The sequence below is a fragment of the Nostoc sp. FACHB-133 genome, from assembly GCF_014698055.1.
GTDB lineage: Bacteria > Cyanobacteriota > Cyanobacteriia > Cyanobacteriales > Nostocaceae > Nostoc.
Genome location: NZ_JACJSH010000012.1, coordinates 119,496 through 137,374, shown reverse-complemented (window position 1 = coordinate 137,374; position 17,879 = coordinate 119,496). Strand labels below are relative to the sequence as shown.

Below are 17,879 nucleotides of genomic sequence, written 5' to 3'. Positions count from 1 at the left end.
AAAAATGAATACATCGTAAGCATTTCATTGATTTAGAATGGGTGGTTTATTTCCGCCATGTTGTCTAGGTTAACGCTAACGATGGAATTACTTACTATAGTTTCTTCTGGGGAATTGACCCTTCAACTCCCTCAACATACCAATCCATCGCCAATTGTCCTCGATCTTCCAACACCTTACCATTTGGTACTCGCACCACCCCTTTTTGGTCTTTCACCGGCCCATCAAAAGGATGTGCAGTACCCTGAATAAACTCATCGCGCTTCGCATTCACTAGTTGTTGTACCTCTACCGGAATCGCCTGATTCATCGGCGAAATATCCACTATTCCTTGACCAATGCCATCCCAAACGTTTTGAGATTTCCAAGTATTACTCATTACAGCTAAGGCTTTATCTGTATAGAACTTGCCCCATTTGTTAATAATTGATGTCAGGTGGGCTTTTTGAGCAAACTTGCTCATATCACTGTTGTAGCCAAAAGCATAAATGCCTTTTTCTTCAGCTAATTGGATAACAGCGCCAGAGTCGGTATGCTGCGTCAATATATCTGCACCTGAATTGACCAAAGCAATAGCTGCTTCTCTTTCTTTAGCTGGATCGTACCAACTTTGTACCCAAAGTACCTTAACTTTTGCTTGGGGATTTGTTAAGCGCATTCCTTGTGTAAATGCACTGATTCCCCGAATTACCTCTGGAATTGGGTATGCGCCAATAAAACCAACTACATTTGATTTTGTCATTTCGCCAGCAATCATGCCGGTTAAGTAACGCGGTTCTTCAAAACGTCCTAGATAAGTGCCGACATTGGCAGCACGTTTGTATCCTGCACAGTGTTCAAAAATAACATCACCAAATTCTTTAGCGACTTTAATTGTTGGGTTCATATACCCAAAGGAAGTGGTAAAAATCAACTTGTTACCATCTAATGCTAGTTGGCGAATTATCCTTTCAGCGTCAGCACCTTCATTGACATTTTCGACAAAGGTAGTTTTTACTTTATCGTTAAGATTGGCTTCCATATCTCTGCGACCTAAATCATGGGCATAAGTCCAACCAAAATTACCCACAGGCCCCACATAAACAAATCCCACCTTGAGAGGTTCATTTACCACCACAGGCGACGCTGAGGGAGAAACCTCACCCGACAATTTGGAATTTTTGCCTTGAACACAACTCGTTAAAGCAAAACTAGATCCTGCTAAAGTGACATACTTTAGAAAATTCCGACGATCCATATTTTATTGATGGGGTTTACTTGCTGAAAAATATTTTTCTGATTTCTAGTAACGACAGATACACTCTTGACTTAATTTTAGCTCTTGTTTTTTGCCGTTAACTTACTACCAAAAGAAATCAAATAATGGTTGATATTATACAAAAGCACGATACTTTTTAATGAAAAAAAGAGAATGAGGTAGAAGCATTAATAACCAATGTCCAATGCCCAATTTTACTAATCTGGAGGTTTTTAATGAACTTATTTGAGCTTTTAGCAGGGGAAGATAATCATTCAGCCCTCGTTACACCTGGGGGGCGATCGCTAACTTATAAGCAATTGCGCGAAAATATTGTTGAACTCGTATCCCAACTCAACAGCTTTGGATTGACACGGGGAGAACGCATAGCCATTGCCATGACTAACGGTTCACCAATGGCTATTACCTTTTTGGCTGCCGCCCTGTGTGGCACGGCTGCACCCCTAAATCCCAAATACAAACAAGACGAATTTGCTTACTACTACGAAGATACTCAGGCAAATGCCCTGATTACTTTGTCTGAGGAGCCAGAAGCAGCGATCGCCGCCGTCACACCCAATATGATGCTGATTAATGCCAAGGTAAATACTGACGGCACATTGAGCTTTGAATTAGTCAAAACAGGCTCAAAACCAAGAGAATCATCGAATTCCACAGCCCCCAATGCTGACGATCTAGCAATGATTCTTCACACTAGCGGCACTACTAGCCGTCCCAAACGTGTGCCGATTCGTCATCGCAACTTAATCGCCTCAGCCAACAACATCGTTGGTGCTTACTCACTCACAGCAGCTGATACTACACTTTGCCTAATGCCCCTGTTCCACGTTCATGGATTAGTGGGTTGTTTACTGTCAACCCTAGCATCGGGCGGCACACTAATTTGTCCCAATGGTTTTAATGCCTTGGAGTTTTGGAAACTAGTAGATACCTACAAACCTACCTGGTACTCCGCAGCGCCAACCATGCACCAGACAATTTTGGCCCGCGCTAGCCGCAACACAGAAATTGTCCAAGCTAATCGCTTTCGTTTCATTCGCTCTAGTAGCGCTTCCTTGCCCCCGATTATTATTGAACAGTTAGAGTCAACTCTTAATGCTCCTGTGGTGGAATCTTACAGTATGACTGAAGCATCCCACTTAATGACTACCAACCCCCTACCGCCAAAAGAGCGAAAACCAGGTAGTGTTGGTTATGGCTTTGGTGTGGATGTCGGCATTATGGATTCTGAAGGCAACCTATTATCTCAGGGAAGCTTGGGTGAGGTGGTGGTCAAAGCACCCAATGTCATTGATGGCTACGAAAACAACCCAGAAGCGAACGCCACAGCTTTTGTCAACGGTTGGTTCCGCACTGGAGATCAGGGTACTGTGGATGCAGACGGCTATCTCCGCTTGACTGGACGCATTAAAGAATTAATTAACCGGGGTGGAGAAAAAATTTCTCCCTTAGAAGTGGATGATGTTTTGCTGCGCCATCCCGCCGTCGCCGAAGCCTTAGCTTTTGCCATTCCCCACAAATCTTTAGGTGAAGATATCCACGCTGCTGTTGTCCTCAAGGGAGACGCTAGCGAAAAAGAACTTTTAGCTCACTGTTCAACTATGTTGGCAGATTTCAAAGTTCCGAAGCAAATTCACATTTTGGAGCAACTACCTCGTGGTGCTACGGGGAAACTGCAACGGTTAGCTATGGCGAAATTGCTTAACATAGGCTAAATCAGCGATACACTAAGGAAAATTCCTTGAGGAAGCGTCAATGGCACGGTCAAACGGGGTTCAAACTGAAATGTCTGCACAGGAATTGCCTACAATCTCAGATGAAGATACAGTCAAAGTTGAAGATTTGCCGGAACAAGTAGAGGATGTGCAAGATATTGACGACATCTTGAACTCACTCAAAACCTTGCTGAGTAGCCTAGAAAAGCTCCAAAAAGTCCGGCAGGAAGTGGGCGACATCAAACCGTTAATTGGGCGGATGCTTGATGGAGAACTGGTTGCTGGTGAAGAACTTGAGCAACTCAAGTCAGGTGTGAGCAGTCTTTCTCGCCTTGTGCGGGCTTACAATGACCATCAAATAGCGTTGGCTAAAGCCCAACCTGCAAGAAATTTGCTAGATCAAGTCCTCAAAGAGCGGAAAGCGAATTGAAACAAGAAGCGATCGCATTTTCTGAAATTAAAAAATGCGATCGCACCCCTAATTACCCAAATGTCTAAACACACATCAGCTTGTCGCAATCTGACGCTGTAAGTATATGGTTAATTCAACTTGTGGCTAGACGTTGTTAAAAATTATTGCTCATGAGCTTCAAAACACTGCAAAGATGGAAGAACCGGCAGAACATATCCGAACAGGAGACGGTTTTGTAGTTATTGCGGGAGAGTATAACCATTCCATTCAGCCAGGGTTGAGCAACCTGATGGATCATTATTTAGAAGAATACTTTTTCCGTCCGGCTAGTATTGTTTCTTACTCAGCTGGTGGCTTTGGAGGAGTACGGGCAGCAATACAGTTACGTTCTTTTCTGTCAGAGATGGGAATGACTACGATTTCAAGTATTTTTGCCATCTCTAAAATTGGAGAATCTCTGGATGAAGCAGGTACATCACAGGCGATCGCTTTGACGAAGAGAGTCGGTCAATTTTTGGATGAATTAGAGTGGTACGAAGAAGCATTGCAACGACAAAGATTTGAAAAAGGAAACCCATTCTAATCAAGCCAGGATAAGTATTTAGCTACAGTTATCATTTTTTCATGACTAAATCTGTGGTTTCATTTGAAGGATATCGAATTTTGCAAGATATCTACTTATGAGCATGAACGTTGCACCCGCCATTGTAGTACTAGGTCAAAATAGCGTGACAGTAGCACGCAAAATAATCAGCGTTCTACCTGGGGCGACGCTATACGGTTTAGCGGGTCGCACATCGGGAGTGGATGTCAGCTTTACTAATTTTGGCGACACGTTACGCGAGTTATTTGCTCAGGGAACGCCGCTAATTGGCATTTGTGCCGCCGGAATTTTAATTAGGACACTAGCTCCCATACTCTCGGATAAACAGCAGGAACCACCAGTGCTAGCTGTGGCTGAAGATGGTAGTGCTGTTGTCCCACTCTTGGGCGGACTTGGTGGGGTAAACGATTTGGCCCGCCTCATTGCCGAAGCGCTTGATGTTAAACCTGCAATTACAACTACAGGTGATTTACGTTTGGGTACAACGCTCTTGTCTCCTCCCCCCGGATACCGTTTAGCAAACCCAGACGATGCTAAGAAATTTATTTCAGATGTGCTAGCTGGGGCAGAAGTCAGACTAGAAGGCATAGCGCCTTGGTTGAGTGATAGTAAATTACCCATAAATCCCAATGGAGATTTGACCATCCAAGTTACGGAACGTTTGGTAACTCCTACAGCCAACTGTCTTGTGTATCACCCCAAAACTGTAGCGATCGCAATTAATGGCATCATTGATGATGCAGTAGCTTTAGTACAGCAGCTACTAGTTGATACCAAACTAGAAAAAATATCAGTCGCCGGGATATTTGCACCCATCGCTGCCGCAGCCGATCCCGGAATTCGTGCTGTAGCTAGCGCCTTGGGAGTACCTGCCCGCTTTTTTACCCCAAATCAGCTAGAAGGTCTGTTATCACAAGGTTATAGCCCTACCCAAGCAGTTGCGATCGCCGCCACAGGCACATCTCCATTATCTTCCTCATCTCCTGATGTTGCGATCGCCATTGCCCCCCAACCAATTGACCCCAACACCATCGGTCAGCCACGCGGAAGGTTAGCGATTATTGGTACGGGGCCTGGTGGTTCGCAATGGATGTCTCCAGAAGTCAAGGAGATACTCAAGTCGGCAACTGATTTAGTGGGTTATAAAACTTATTTAGATTTAATCGGTTCTCTGGCTGATGGCAAGCAACGGCATGAGTCTGACAACCGCGAAGAAGAAGCACGGGCAAAAATGGCCCTTGATTTGGCAGCATCTGGGCGATATGTCGCTGTGGTTTCATCTGGCGACCCTGGTATCTATGCAATGGCAACAGCAGTTTTTGAAGTGTGCGATCGCTATGCCAAACCCGAATGGGATAGTATCGACATTCATGTAGCACCAGGTATTTCAGCTATGCAGGCAGCAGCAGCAGCCATTGGTGCGCCCCTTGGACATGACTTCTGTGCTATATCCCTGTCTGATATCTTGAAGCCTTGGTCTGCCATCGAACAACGAATTGCTGCTGCTGCCGAGGCTGATTTCGTAATCGCTTTCTATAATCCTGTTTCCAAAGAGCGTACTTGGCAATTAGCAGAAGCAAGAAATATTTTGCTGCGACATAGAACACCGGATACCCCGGTAGTATTGGCGCGGAATCTCGGCAGACCAGGACAGACGGTGAAAGCGATCGCACTTGACCAGTTAACACCAGCAAGCGCTGATATGCGAACAATTATTCTCGTTGGTTCCACAAAAACCCGAACCATCAAACGCAGCGATGGTAATTTCTGGGTTTATACGCCGCGCCGTTATACGGAAGAATAAGCGTAAAAACAAGGCAAACTTCTCCTTTGCTGGGGTTAAATCCATTTTTCTGTGCGATCGCATAATAAAACCCCAGGACTGGGAATTCATTCCTGGGGCTGTTATACCTGACCACCTTTACCTTTTTAATATAAAAACCTTGTAAATATTGAACTTTCAAAAGACATATATATCTGTATTTTGTCCAAATATACTTTTACAATTAAGTCAATTCGTGTTATTATAAATTCGTTTTTTATAAAAATAAAATAAAAATAAAAGTTATTTTATACAATTAAAACTTAATCAGTTTGAGTATTTGTAAAAAGATATAATTCCAGTAAATATGTCCATTATCTTAGCTGAAATATCTTGATTTTTTGAGGTCAATAATTAACAATAAAAGCATCATGATTCATACATGATTGTAGCCGAAAAAGTGACAGAAGCCCTTATTTAAGTCCGCGAAAGCGGACTTTTTTGTATCTATACATAGGTGATTGCTATCTTTATAACCCAATACGGTTCATTTAAGGGCTACTGGCAAAAATTTTGGGGTTTTGAGACGCGATAAATCGCCGTCTCTACAAGTGTTTCTTTCTAAATCACTCTTAACAACCGATGAAAATTCAAATTTTTTGGAGATACTCAGGTGGTACACGATCCACTAACCAAACACCATTATCAGAACAATAGAAGATGTAACCCGCCTGATGCATTGTGGCAGCAGATATAGCAAAAACCACTGGTTTTCCATGTCTTGCACCAACAGTTTGTGCTGTTGCAATATCCTTTGATAAATGGACATGATGCCGTGACATTTTGCAAAGTCCTGTTTCCATAATTGAATCTACAGATTTGTGTCCCGTGCCATGATAAAGCTCATCTGGGGGAACAGCGGGTTCTAATTGTAAATCGACTTCTACACTATGTCCTTGGTTAGCCCGAATCAGAGTACCTGTCAAATCAAAAGAAAAACGTTGTTTTTCGCTAGATTCTACTACTGCCTCTAATTCTTGACGGGTAATCGAAAACTTGTTTTTAGCACAAGCCGTAATTAATTCATCAACAGCAACCCAACCACCAGGAGCAAGTTTTATTCCAATTGCATCCGGCGCATGTCGCAGATGTTTGCTGAGATATTTGCTGATTTTGACGAGGCGAGAATCACTCATTTGCTTGTAATTGATAGATTTATGCTACAGTTGTACATTTATATGTTACATTACGATTTTCATTGATGATTTTAAGCAATCCAAAAATAGGTAAGTATCAAGGTGATAACAGTTAGCGGTAGCCCAAATCGCAAATGTTCCCCAAAAGTGAGTCGATAGCCTTGTTTAGCAACAGCCTCTGCCACAATCAAGTTTGCCACTGAACCCAACAGGGTGAGATTTCCTGCCAGTGTTGAAGCCGCCGCTAGTAGTAGCCAAGTGCGGGTGTCGGGATGGGGAATTAAGTGATGTAGTAGCAGTACAGCCGGTACATTCGACACTAAATTTGATAGCAACGCCGTTATTCCTAAAATGCTCAAGGGATTGTCAACAAAATGAGAAAGCCATTCTAAAGAACCAAGTTTTTGCACACCCTCGGTAAGCATGAACAGTCCACAAAACATTAATAGCAAATCCCAGTCTACCTTTTGTAAAATTCGCTCAGGCTTGAGGCGGCGCGTTACTAGTAATAGTGCGGCAGCAATTAAGGTAACTTCAGCAGTAGGAATTCCGATTAAAAATGCCACTAGTAATCCGGTGGTAATCAATAGACTTTTAATTAACAGTGGCTTGAAGATGTGATAACGCGGGGGTTTTACTTTTAAGTAAGGACGAAGCGATCGCACCTCTGGATATAACCACCACAATAAACCTACCTGAATCGTCAAACAAATCAACGCAAGTGGTGTTAATGCTTTCGCAAAATCTAGATAACTAATGCCAGAAAAGGAACCGATCAAGATATTTTGAGGATTACCGCTCAAGGTAGCAACGGAACCGAGGTTAGTTGCACCTGCTAGCGCCAGCAAATAAGGGATAGGTTTAAGCTTGAGCAATTGGGTAATACCAACTACTAAAGGTGTCAAAATTAGAGCAATCGTATCATTGAGAAAAAGTGCTGAGAGGATGCCACTGCCAAAAGTTAACACCACTAGTAATCCAAATGGGCTGTGGATGCGGCGGATTGTATAATCAAGGGCAAGCTGGAAAAAACCAGAGGCGGCGAGATTGGCGCTGATTACCATCATGCCAAATAGAAAAATTAGTGTTTTGTAGTCGATCGCACCCCACGCCGCAGGCAAATCTAGTACTCCCAATGCCATTAACAAGGCAGCACCAACAATGGCGATCGTCGCCCGATTCATCCGCAGTCCGGGCAAGTATCCTAATCCTAGCCCGATGTAGGTGATAATAATCACGAGATATCGCAAAACTACCATTGCTCATTCCCTAAACGTAGCAAGCCCCGATTTAGAGCTTACCGGATAGGCTGTAGATTTAGTTTCGGGCATGAAAACCAGAAGAAAATTAAGACAAGAGTTGCGATCGCAGCCATAGATCCTGAATATCTGCTAAAAATACATTCAACCAATCAAGTGCTTTCACGCTTCGTTGATGCGTTACCGAACGAGTGCGAAGTGTAGGAGTATGTCACTTAAGATGCAATACGGTTCGGATAAGCATTTTTCACTTTCCTTGTAGTCTGGGTAAAGGTTAAGGGTTAAAGGGGAAAGGATGTATTCAAAACATGAGTCCCTTTCCCCTTTAACCGAACCGTATTGACTTAAGATGTATGCCCTTAGCACGTAGTATCATCATCAATAGTTGAAAATAAGCGATCGCGATCGCTCACCAAGACTTAAAACCACTTTTCTTTTTCCAGATGTTTAGTTACTTACGCCGAACCTCTTCTAGAAAAGCAACTTGGTGTGACACATCGCTTAACTTTTGGAACGCCTTGCAAAAAAGATATGTTAGATTTATTTATCTCTACTTACTTAATTTTTGTAAAACCAGATACATTAAATGGTAGTTTAGTAGCAAAGGAATCGAAGAGCATGGCCATTAGTAGCCCTGAAGTCATCCGTCATATTTTGATCGGGCTGGGATATTTAGCACCTGAGATTGATCCGAAGCCGGATCTGACTAAATTCGCTCCCTGGAAGCGCAATAACAACTCATTAACAGACGATCTTACTGAAGAAGCAATTAAAAAGTTTCAGAAGCAGTACTCACAAAAACTTGTGGTAAATGGTAACGCTGATGCTGAGACTCGAACTGTAATGGAAGAGACAGTCAAAGGGCTTCAGAATAGATTGAAATTTCACGGTTTTGCAACCCCTGCCGAAATTCCTCCAGACAAGCCTTTTTATGGGCCAGCCACTTATACAGCAGTCAAGAAATTTCAGAAATCTCAGGGTTTAACTGAAAATGGAATTGCCACTTTTGAACAGCGTCAAATTCTACAGCAGGCTAACCTAACAGATAAGCCTCCAACCCCGCCACAATCACAACTCAAGCTGATAGATTTGTGCTTCCAGTTCAAAAAGAATCCTCAAAATCCTTCTTACATCGCAGCGTTAAATAACTTACAACAAAACCTACCCAAGGACGTTTTACACAAAGTTACCAATAAATGGAGAGGGACAAACGATCAAAATCCTGAGATTGTCAAGCTGACAAATTTGTTCATTTATTATGATGACAATAATCAAAACCATCGTGATGCACTAAATCACTTACAAAGTCAAATTACCCCAGCTATCTCTCAAGCATTTTTAAGTCTCTGGAATAAAAAGTAAACAAAGCGATCGCTCTTGGATAACTTCCAAAGCCTCTAGTAGCTTTTGTGGTGAGACTAAGAGGTTGTTTGAAAAGTGTTTTGCAGTGACTTTAGGCACTTTGAGATCCCCCTAACCCACATTTTGAAGGGGGGATTTAGGAGGATCTAGAACTTTTGATACCGACAAGATGACTTTTCAAACATCCTCTAAAGTGGATGTGGATATTTGCGATCGCAGTTCTAAAAACGAAACTGGCTGAGAATTACAGCGATTTTCAGGTAAATAGACCAGACGCTACGGGCGCAAGGCTTTTGCCGCGATCGCGCCCTAGATTTAGATGCTGTTCATGCCTAGAGACAACATTTATTTTCCTTAAACAGTCGATAATGTAAATAAATGTAAAAAATTCTCAGGCAGGATAGAAGCATCTATGCGTGTAATTTTAATGACTGGTAAAGGCGGCGTGGGCAAAACTTCCGTTGCTGCTGCAACTGGGCTCCGTTGTGCAGAACTAGGCTATCAGACATTGGTTTTAAGTACAGATCCGGCTCATTCCCTAGCTGATAGTTTTGACATAGAACTAGGACACGCACCCCAAAAAATTCGCCCAAATCTGTGGGGTGCAGAACTGGATGCGCTGCAAGAACTAGAGGGAAACTGGGGTGCTGTAAAACGCTACATTACCCAAGTTTTACAGGCGAGGGGTTTAGACGGCGTACAGGCGGAAGAATTGGCGATTTTGCCAGGCATGGATGAGATTTTTGGTTTGGTAAGGATGAAACGCCATTACGATGAAGGTGAGTTTGATGTATTAATTATCGACTCAGCCCCCACCGGCACTGCACTGCGTTTGCTGAGTCTACCTGAAGTTGGTGGTTGGTATATGCGCCGTTTTTACAAACCATTTCAAAACATCTCGGTAGCACTTCGCCCTCTGGTTGAACCTTTTTTTAGACCAATTGCTGGTTTTTCGCTACCCGATAAAGAGGTGATGGATGCACCTTATGAGTTTTATGAACAAATTGAAGCTCTAGAAAAAGTATTAACAGACAATACCCAAACCTCAGTACGTCTAGTCACCAATCCTGAAAAGATGGTGATTAAAGAGTCTCTGCGTGCCCATGCTTATCTGAGTTTGTATAATGTTGCAACAGATTTAGTAGTGGCTAATCGGATTATTCCAAGCGTTGTCCAAGATCCCTTTTTCCAACGTTGGAAGGAAAGTCAGGAACAATATCGCCAGGAAATTCATGATAATTTCCACCCTCTACCAGTGAAAGAAGTTCCCCTATTTTCTGAAGAAATGTGTGGATTAGCTGCATTGGAACGCCTCAAGGAAACTCTTTATAAAGATGAAGATCCGACTCAGGTTTATTACAAAGAAACTACTCTTAGAGTCGTGCAAGAGGAAAATCAATACAGCTTAGAAATTTATCTACCTGGTATTCCTAAAGACCAAGTTCAACTAAGTAAAACCGGAGACGAATTAAATATTACTATTGGCAACCATCGTCGTAACTTAGTTTTGCCACAAGCCTTAGCAGCACTACAACCAGGAGGGGCAAAGATGGAAGATGACTATCTCAAAATCCGCTTTGCTGACAACACAAGAGTTTAATTTTGTTGAATGTTTCTCTATCAACAAAAAGTTGTAACTAACAAGCAAAAGCTTTATCTTAATAGCTAGTATAGACGCAATTTTTTAGCGTCTTTTTTCATGATTTTTTGATAAATTTTTAAAAAAGCCAAATAAATATTTTCACTAGTAATTAGACCGTAGTTTTACTGAAGACAAATTGATGAAATAAATTTCACAATGTTTTTAGATTTAATAATTTCATTTTGCAAGCTACTAATTGATTTTTCTATAAGCAATGGCCTCCAATCCTGAACCAAATTTACCTTTATATAGCCAGGAAGAAAGTTTACTACGCCGGATTACAAACCGTATCCGACGAAGCTTAGAGTTAGAAGAAATTATCACAGTCACAACGGCAGAGGTGCGATCGCTACTAAAAACTGACCGAGTGATGATTTACAAATTTCATGCCGATGGTAGCGGTCAGGTCATTGCTGAGTCAATTTACAATAATCGTTTACCGTCATTACTAGGGCTGAATTTCCCAGCAGATGATATTCCACTCAGCGCCCGTGAGCTATTTCTCAAATTACGGGTGCGTTCTGTTGTGAATGTTGATACTCAAGAAATTGGTCAAATTCACTTACGTGACTTGGATAATGGAGAAACTGTCTCAGAGGAGATCCGTTACCGCTCTGTAGACTCCTGCCATATTGAATATTTGACGGCAATGGGGGTAAAATCCTCTGTAGTAGCGCCTATTCTCTATCAAGATCAACTCTGGGGGCTACTGGTTTCTCATAATTCTGAAGCGCGTTTGATTTCAGAATATGAACTAGAAGCAGTGCAGATGGTGGTAGAACAACTCTCTGTAGCGATCGCTCAAAGTACCCTGCTCACTCAAGTCCGCAAAACAGCCGAACAAGAAACTATCATTAACCGCATTGCTACCCTGCTGCATTCACTACCGACCATTGTATTACAACCAGCTTTAGAAGCGGCTGTTACTGCCTTTAATGGTGTTGGTGGCAGGCTTTGCATTAGAAATGAAGCTTTTGATTTCAACAATGGCAACATGACCAGCTTAACAGAATGCTTAATACCAGGAAACACTTGTATTAAGCTTTTTATCTGTGGACAGCAACCTGTAATGCCAGAACAAACCATATATCCCCTAATAGAGCAGTATGGTATCTGGCAAGAACACTATAAGTCTGGCAATTACGATATTTGGGCAATTTCAGACATATATAATAGCCCTGAGTTGCGAAGTTTACAAGTTGCTTTTCAACCAACTAAAATTCGCGGCATATTGACAATCCCACTCCAGTATCGTCAGCAGTTGCTGGGCTACTTAAGTATTTTCCGCAATGAAGTAGATACAGAGACTTTATGGGCAGGACAGTATGACAGCGATCAAAGGCAACTGTACCCCCGGCGATCGTTTGAGGTTTGGCGCGAATCTAAAAAAGCACAAGCTCAAAAATGGACGAATGAAGAGATTGAACTGGCTAAAAATCTAGGTAAACACTTTGCTTCAGCAATTCAGCAATATGAATTACAGCAACAAGTACAAGTCTTCAATGAAAATTTAGAAAAACAAGTTAAAAGACGCACAGTTGAGTTAAAGCGGTCATCGGAACAAGAACAAGCTGTGTTTAAGGTTATTGCCGAGATTCGAGAATCTCTGGACACAGATACCATTTTTCAAACCACCACTAAAGAAGTTTGTCAATTAATCAAAGCGGATCGCGTTTCTGTTTATCGTTTCGATTCTAATTGGGGTGGTGAATTTGTCGGTGATTTCGAGGCTGCTAGCCCATATTGGTCGAATGAGTCAGAACTAGGTATTAATACAATTTGGAATGACACCTACTTACAAGATACAGAGGGAGGACGCTACCGCAAGAATGAAACATTTGCAGTCGATGACATCTACAAGATGGGATTTGCTAAGTGTCATATCGACAACCTAGAGCAGTTTCAAATTCACGCTTTTGTGCTTGCTCCGATCTTTGTTGGGCAAAAACTTTGGGGTTTGCTGGCAACTTATCAACACACTGGTCCCCGACAATGGAAAGCCTCTGAAGTTAACTTTCTCATTCAGATTGCTGCCCAAATGGGCGTAGCACTCCAGCAAGCTGAATTACTCACCCAGACACGACAACAGACGTTAAATTTACAACAAGCAGCAGAACAACAACGGGTATTGTTTGAAGTTGTGGCGAAAGTTAGAGAATCTCTCGATCTAGATGCGATTTTTCAGACAACCACCCAAGAAATCTGTAAATCACTACAAGCCGATCGAGTTGCAGTCTTCCAATTCCAGGCTGATTGGAGTGGTGAATATATTGCCGAGTTTGTCGGTGATGGTTGGGTAAAACTAGTAGGTTATGATACTAAGACAGTTTGGCAAGATAGCTATTTGCAGGAAACCCAAGGTGGCCGATATCGTCACAATGAAACCTTTGCAGTGGATGATATTTATCAAGTTGGACATTCTCAATGCCACGTTGCAGTTCTAGAGCAAATTCAAGCAAGGGCTTATGTGATCGCACCTATATTTATCGGGCAGCAGCTATGGGGCTTGTTAGCAGCTTATCAGAACTCTGCACCCCGCCATTGGGAAGCCTCGGAAATTAAGTTTATCACTCAAATTGCCAATCAGCTTGGGGTTGCACTCCAACAAGCCCAATTACATAATCAAACCAAAGAGCAGACAGAAAAGCTGACTCAAGCTCTGCATGATTTAAAGCAAACTCAAACCCAACTGATCCAAACTGAGAAAATGTCCTCATTAGGTCAACTGGTAGCTGGTGTTGCTCACGAAATTAATAACCCCGTTAACTTCATTTATGGCAACATCAATCATGTTAACGATTACACCCAAGATTTACTGAGTATACTAGACCTGTATTTACAAAATACCCCTAACCCCAGCCCTGAGATTCGCGATCGCACCTTCGAGATAGACTTAGAATTTCTCATTGAGGATTTGCCGAAAACTCTATCTTCCATGAAAATTGGGGTTGATCGCATCCGTCAGATTGTCTTGGGTTTACGGAATTTCTCTCGCCTTGATGAGGCAGAAATGAAGCCAGTTGATATTCATGAGGGCATTGATAGCACTTTGCTAATTTTGCAACATCGTTTGAAAGCAAAACCAGAAAGTCCGGCTATTACATTAGTCAAAGAATACAGTGAGCTTCCCTTAGTAGAATGCTATGCCGGGCCACTGAATCAAGTATTTATGAATGTTTTAAGCAATGCGATCGATGCTCTTGAAGATTACAGAGAATCTCCATCAAAAGTTCATAGCGGTCAAATTACTATTCGTACTGCTATCGGAGAACTTGAAGGCAATATCAAGAGCGTAGTAATTCGCATTGCAGATAATGGCTCAGGAATACCCGAAGCTCTGAAGGCAAGAATCTGCGACCCATTTTTCACTACTAAACCAGTGGGAAAAGGCACTGGTTTGGGGTTATCAATAAGTTATCAAATTGTGGTAGATAAACACGGTGGTGTGTTGAAATGTGATTCTCAGCCGGGGTTAGGTACAGATTTTTGGATTGAAATTCCGGTGAGCCAAATTACCAAATCTTAGAGAAAATTAACTTCCATAGTAAAGCTGAAGGCAGGTGAAGGAAGCAGAAGAAATCATTCTTTGATGAGAAATACAGCAATACTGTAGGGGCAATTCATGAATTGCCCCTAAGATAGATGTGGTTTTTAAAATCATCTATATTTCAATACGCTTGAGTTAAGGGCTACTGGCAAAAATTTTGGGTTTTTGAGACGCGATAAATCGCCGTCTCTACAAGTGTTTTGGTCTTATCTGAACTGTATTGATCTATATTTAGTCTTACCTATCAATACGTCACTCCTAAAGAAAGTGGCAGAGGGCAAAAAACATATTTTCTTCCTCCTGCCTTCTTCAATCTTTGCCTAATAAAGAGCAACTTTTAATTGATTACTCCCGAAAGTGGGTGCAATATTGTTAAATGAAAGCTATGCCTAGTTTCAGCTTTCAAATACCGTTCTTGCAAGGGTTGCCACTGCTGCCACGACTGATAACGATTTTCAGTTAACAAACTAGCAAGGGTAGGCAACTCAGTCTTAATTTCTGATTTAAATACCTTGCCAAGCCAGTCTGTTAAGACCGCACTATCTTGCATCGTACCCAAAATTTCTTGGATATTTTTCACTTCTGTCATATAAGCTCCGTAAGACTCACCATATAAGTCTGTAAATAGCTCCATCTGGTAGCGTATACGTTTAGCTTCTTTTCGCAAACTATGCAGAATTTCGCCTTGTGTTGTTAATTGTTGTTCTACCTTTTCTGGTTCCCAGTTCTTGTGAATTTTTACCTCTGCTTCCACAAGTTGAGTACCAACTAGCCAACCTGGATGTAATAAGAAGTTACTCACTTCTGGTAGAAGTAAATCTGGTAGTACTTGCTGGATAGTAATAGATGCCAATGGTTGATAAGTTGGTTTATCTAACCACTTATCTAATGCCTCTTTTAAAGACTTGTAAGATTCATCTTTTAACGTTTTCTGTACACTTGATAGTACATCTTCACGTTGTTTAGCTAAAGCGTTGAAAGCTGTTTGTAAAGATTCCTGTTCTTTGTGGGGTAAGTTTGGTTTGTAATTGTTTTCTAAACTTTCTTTAAGTACGTCTAAATCTCGCAGATTACCAAGACGACGGGCTATTTTACCAATATTTTTATCGCTGATTGGTTTTGGTACATCCACTGCTAGTCCAAACCTAGTTACAGCCGTGCGTAAACGACGCATTCCTACTCGCATTTGATGAAGCGCTTCTGGATCTTCATCTTTCTTTACTGATTTTTCCCACTTCAAGGTTTTCTTAAAGTGTTTTTGAATCGCTTGGTAGGCGTAGTCCCCTAGAGTTTTTACCGTGCTTTGTGTGGCTAATTTCATAATTGAGCTTAATTACTACCTCATGAGGTTATTGCATAATAACATTAGTTAAAAATTTATATCTAGTTTTAATATATTTTTTATTCAATGAAATTGTTACACTTTTTATTGCTATTGATAGTGGCATATTATCAATAGTAATATACACTATCTACCAAAGGTTTAAAAAGCCGATTAACCTTTGCTATTTAATATGTACGATAGCTGATAATATTTTTTTACATGAATAATTTATTATGATAGCATGATTAACCTTTTTGCAATCATCAGGATAATTTAGAATGTCAAACTCACATTTACTGAATCAAGTTATCTTGACTTTTATAGATAATTTTAAAGAACATAGAGAAGATTTATCAGCATTGTTGCTAACACATCAGAAGTATTTATGGTTAGGGTCAGATGAAACTTCAACTATTGAGCGTCTGTCTTTAGTTGATACTGGTAAATTTACAGACCATCAACAATTTCGGGTAGCAGAATTTATCAACCTACCTGCACCAGAAAATGAAGAAATAGATATCGAGGGACTTGCTTACACTGATAATTATCTATGGTTTGTTGGTTCTCATAGCTACAAACGTAAAAAGCCCAAACCTGATAAGACTGATGTACAAAACTTTAAACGGCTAGCAAAAATTGAATCAGAACCTAACCGTTACGTCTTAGGACGGATTCCTCTAATAAACGGCAGCTTATTTTCATCTTGTCCACATCCCCAAAATCCAGATGTGCAGTTGAATGCGGCTAAACTAGAGGTAACGGAACAGGGTAATTTGCTGATGACAGCTTTGGCAGACGACCCTCATTTAGGCTTGTTTATCAAGGCATCAATTCCAGGAAAAGATAATGGCTTTGATATTGAAGGAATAGGCGTTTATCAAAGCCGGATTTTTTTAGGTTTGCGTGGCCCTGTATTGCGGGGTTGGGCTATGGTGCTAGAAATTGAGTTAGAAGATTCTAGTCCTGGAATTCTGAAATTGCGGCAAATTGGGGAAGCAAAGGAATTATATAAAAAGCATTTTGTCTGGTTGAATGGTTTGGGAATTCGGGATTTGTGTGTAGATGGCAAAGATTTGTTGATTTTAGCTGGCCCAACGATGGATTTAGATGGACCCGTGCAAATTTATCGTTGGGTAAATGGCGTGAATCTGCGAGAAAATGTCTTTAGCAATCCAGATTTTGTCCAAGATATTCCATTCGGAAATCGGGAAGATCATGCTGAGGGAATGACGCTGTTTCAGGATGTGGCTGGTATACCTTCGCTATTGGTAGTTTATGACTCTCCAGCAAAAAGTAGGCTGGTGGGTGATGGTACTGTAGTAGCGGATGTGTTTAAGATGGAATAAAGATGAATTTTGGTTTTTGGATTGTTAAAGGTTAGTGGAGATTGCTTGTACGGGACAAGTAGGGATACATTGTTCGCAGACGATACAACGCGATCGCGTGAATGTCAGTTTGTATGTCTCTGGGTGGAGAGTGAGAGCTTCGGTAGGACAAACCCCGGTACACAAGCCACAATGGACACAGACATCCTCATCGATCGCAATTTCGCCTAAAGTATAAGAGACGTTAACATGGCGCGATCGCATCCACTCGATAGCGGCATCTAGTTGATCGATATCTCCCGCTAGTTCCACTACTAGTTTACCAATTTGATTTGGGGCAACTTGGGCACGGATAATATTAGCAGCGACGTTGAATTCTTTGGCCAGTACGTAAGTGACTGGCATTTGCACGGCGCGTTTTGGGAAGGTTAGTGTTACTCGTTTTTTCACAGGTTTAGCAGAGGGTTTTTTCT

14 protein-coding genes are annotated in these 17,879 nt (G+C 41.5%); 8 read left to right on the top strand and 6 right to left on the bottom strand.

The genetic code is table 11. The features are described from left to right. Positions 1–94: 94 nt before the first annotated feature. Entirely contained in the window at positions 95–1,237 is a 1,143-nt protein-coding gene (locus H6G86_RS12745) for a BMP family ABC transporter substrate-binding protein (protein WP_190934636.1), read from the bottom strand. A 236-nt stretch (positions 1,238–1,473) separates the two neighbouring features. Between H6G86_RS12745 and H6G86_RS12740 the strand changes: the two genes are divergently transcribed. The 4 genes from H6G86_RS12740 to cobJ all read left to right on the top strand — a co-directional run bounded on the left by H6G86_RS12740 (position 1,474) and on the right by cobJ (position 5,793). Then, positions 1,474–2,973 carry an acyl--CoA ligase gene (locus H6G86_RS12740; RefSeq protein ID WP_190934635.1) on the top strand — a complete coding sequence of 500 codons (1,500 nt, stop codon included), beginning with the start codon at positions 1,474–1,476 and terminating at the stop codon, positions 2,971–2,973. Positions 2,974–3,013: 40 nt separating this feature from the next. Continuing rightward, positions 3,014–3,403 (top strand): hypothetical protein, encoded by a 390-nt coding sequence (locus H6G86_RS12735; protein WP_012411090.1) that lies wholly within the window; start codon positions 3,014–3,016, stop codon positions 3,401–3,403. 133 nt (positions 3,404–3,536) lie between these two features. Then, on the top strand, positions 3,537–3,968 hold the full coding sequence (locus H6G86_RS12730; RefSeq protein WP_277883588.1) for an NADPH-dependent FMN reductase: 432 nt from the start codon (positions 3,537–3,539) through the stop codon (positions 3,966–3,968). 97 nt (positions 3,969–4,065) lie between these two features. Beyond that, positions 4,066–5,793, top strand: coding sequence for a precorrin-3B C(17)-methyltransferase (cobJ, locus tag H6G86_RS12725; RefSeq protein ID WP_190934634.1), 1,728 nt, complete (start codon positions 4,066–4,068; stop codon positions 5,791–5,793). 608 nt (positions 5,794–6,401) lie between these two features. Here cobJ and H6G86_RS12720 read toward each other — a convergent pair. Both H6G86_RS12720 and H6G86_RS12715 read right to left on the bottom strand, forming a co-directional pair. Then, on the bottom strand, positions 6,402–6,947 hold the full coding sequence (locus H6G86_RS12720; protein WP_190934633.1) for an RNA 2'-phosphotransferase: 546 nt from the start codon (positions 6,945–6,947) through the stop codon (positions 6,402–6,404). A 71-nt stretch (positions 6,948–7,018) separates the two neighbouring features. Then, positions 7,019–8,206: an anion transporter gene (locus H6G86_RS12715; protein ID WP_190934632.1), complete on the bottom strand. Its 1,188-nt coding sequence runs from the start codon at positions 8,204–8,206 to the stop codon at positions 7,019–7,021. 531 nt (positions 8,207–8,737) lie between these two features. Here H6G86_RS12715 and H6G86_RS12710 point away from each other — a divergent pair. Beyond that, positions 8,738–9,568, top strand: a complete 831-nt coding sequence (locus tag H6G86_RS12710; protein WP_190934631.1) for a peptidoglycan-binding domain-containing protein — start codon at positions 8,738–8,740, stop codon at positions 9,566–9,568. Here the strand turns inward: H6G86_RS12710 and H6G86_RS39505 are convergent. Next, positions 9,545–9,667: a hypothetical protein gene (locus tag H6G86_RS39505; protein WP_277883587.1), complete on the bottom strand. Its 123-nt coding sequence runs from the start codon at positions 9,665–9,667 to the stop codon at positions 9,545–9,547. The two genes, H6G86_RS12710 and H6G86_RS39505, sit on opposite strands and share 24 nt — an antisense overlap. 313 nt (positions 9,668–9,980) lie before the next feature. Here H6G86_RS39505 and H6G86_RS12705 point away from each other — a divergent pair, with 313 nt between their 5' ends. Together H6G86_RS12705 and H6G86_RS12700 are read left to right on the top strand one after the other, a co-directional pair. Continuing rightward, complete coding sequence (locus H6G86_RS12705; RefSeq protein WP_012411082.1) at positions 9,981–11,168, top strand: TRC40/GET3/ArsA family transport-energizing ATPase; 1,188 nt, start codon at positions 9,981–9,983, stop codon at positions 11,166–11,168. Positions 11,169–11,424: 256 nt separating this feature from the next. Next, a complete protein-coding gene (locus tag H6G86_RS12700; RefSeq protein ID WP_190934630.1) occupies positions 11,425–14,736 on the top strand; it encodes a GAF domain-containing protein in 3,312 nt (1,103 codons plus the stop codon). Between the two features lie 358 nt (positions 14,737–15,094). Here H6G86_RS12700 and H6G86_RS12695 read toward each other — a convergent pair whose 3' ends face one another. Next, a complete protein-coding gene (locus tag H6G86_RS12695; RefSeq protein WP_190934629.1) occupies positions 15,095–16,078 on the bottom strand; it encodes a CHAD domain-containing protein in 984 nt (327 codons plus the stop codon). 281 nt (positions 16,079–16,359) lie between these two features. Between H6G86_RS12695 and H6G86_RS12690 the strand changes: the two genes are divergently transcribed. Further along, complete coding sequence (locus H6G86_RS12690) at positions 16,360–17,427, top strand: DUF3616 domain-containing protein (RefSeq protein WP_190934628.1); 1,068 nt, start codon at positions 16,360–16,362, stop codon at positions 17,425–17,427. Between the two features lie 24 nt (positions 17,428–17,451). On the opposite strand, the gene H6G86_RS12685 is transcribed toward H6G86_RS12690, so the two are convergent. Then, the gene (locus tag H6G86_RS12685; RefSeq protein WP_012411079.1) at positions 17,452–17,856 is read right to left on the bottom strand and encodes an NIL domain-containing protein; all 405 of its coding nucleotides are present in this window, start codon (positions 17,854–17,856) and stop codon (positions 17,452–17,454) included. Positions 17,857–17,879 lie beyond the last annotated feature (23 nt).

Bases quoted from the DNA above. Each gene is read 5' to 3' on its own strand.
- H6G86_RS12720 (WP_190934633.1), bottom strand. From the start codon at position 6,947: ATGAGTGATTCTCGCCTCGTCAAAATCAGCAAATATCTCAGCAAACAT.
- H6G86_RS12705 (WP_012411082.1), top strand. From the start codon at position 9,981: ATGCGTGTAATTTTAATGACTGGTAAAGGCGGCGTGGGCAAAACTTCC.
- cobJ (WP_190934634.1), top strand. From the start codon at position 4,066: ATGAGCATGAACGTTGCACCCGCCATTGTAGTACTAGGTCAAAATAGC.
- H6G86_RS12695 (WP_190934629.1), bottom strand. From the start codon at position 16,078: ATGAAATTAGCCACACAAAGCACGGTAAAAACTCTAGGGGACTACGCC.
- H6G86_RS12715 (WP_190934632.1), bottom strand. From the start codon at position 8,206: ATGGTAGTTTTGCGATATCTCGTGATTATTATCACCTACATCGGGCTA.
- H6G86_RS12740 (WP_190934635.1), top strand. From the start codon at position 1,474: ATGAACTTATTTGAGCTTTTAGCAGGGGAAGATAATCATTCAGCCCTC.
- H6G86_RS12690 (WP_190934628.1), top strand. From the start codon at position 16,360: ATGTCAAACTCACATTTACTGAATCAAGTTATCTTGACTTTTATAGAT.
- H6G86_RS12710 (WP_190934631.1), top strand. From the start codon at position 8,738: ATGTTAGATTTATTTATCTCTACTTACTTAATTTTTGTAAAACCAGAT.
- H6G86_RS12745 (WP_190934636.1), bottom strand. From the start codon at position 1,237: ATGGATCGTCGGAATTTTCTAAAGTATGTCACTTTAGCAGGATCTAGT.
- H6G86_RS12700 (WP_190934630.1), top strand. From the start codon at position 11,425: ATGGCCTCCAATCCTGAACCAAATTTACCTTTATATAGCCAGGAAGAA.
- H6G86_RS12735 (WP_012411090.1), top strand. From the start codon at position 3,014: ATGGCACGGTCAAACGGGGTTCAAACTGAAATGTCTGCACAGGAATTG.